Source organism: Shimia aestuarii, from assembly GCF_022814865.1.
In the GTDB taxonomy this organism is placed as follows: domain Bacteria; phylum Pseudomonadota; class Alphaproteobacteria; order Rhodobacterales; family Rhodobacteraceae; genus Shimia; species Shimia aestuarii_A.
The window spans coordinates 1-252 of sequence record NZ_JAKVRD010000064.1; the positions used below are offsets into that span (position 1 = coordinate 1).

At 56.3% G+C, this 252-nt stretch carries 1 pseudogene; it reads left to right on the forward strand.

Going from position 1 to position 252, the window contains the following annotated elements:
* Positions 1-126 (forward strand): annotated as a pseudogene (locus MK745_RS19700) (IS3 family transposase); the annotation flags it as partial.
* Between the last annotated feature and the right edge of the window lie 126 nt (positions 127-252).

A 252-nucleotide genomic window follows, 5' to 3' on the forward strand; every position in this document is an offset into this window, starting at 1 on the left:
GAAACGCCTCCAGAAAGAGAACGAACGGCTGAGGAAGGCCGTATCTGATCTGACGCTGGACAAGTTGATCTTGGCTGAGGCTACCAAGGGAAACTTCTAAGCCCCGCTCGTCGTCGCGCCTGTATTGGGGTCTGCTCCGGCTGAGTGCAGAATGACACCCTAAGTGCCCAGCACGCGTTTCCCGTAGTCGCGCAGATTGCCTTTGGGATCGACGTATCGATACAGAGTTACAGGCTTCACGCCCAGTTCACG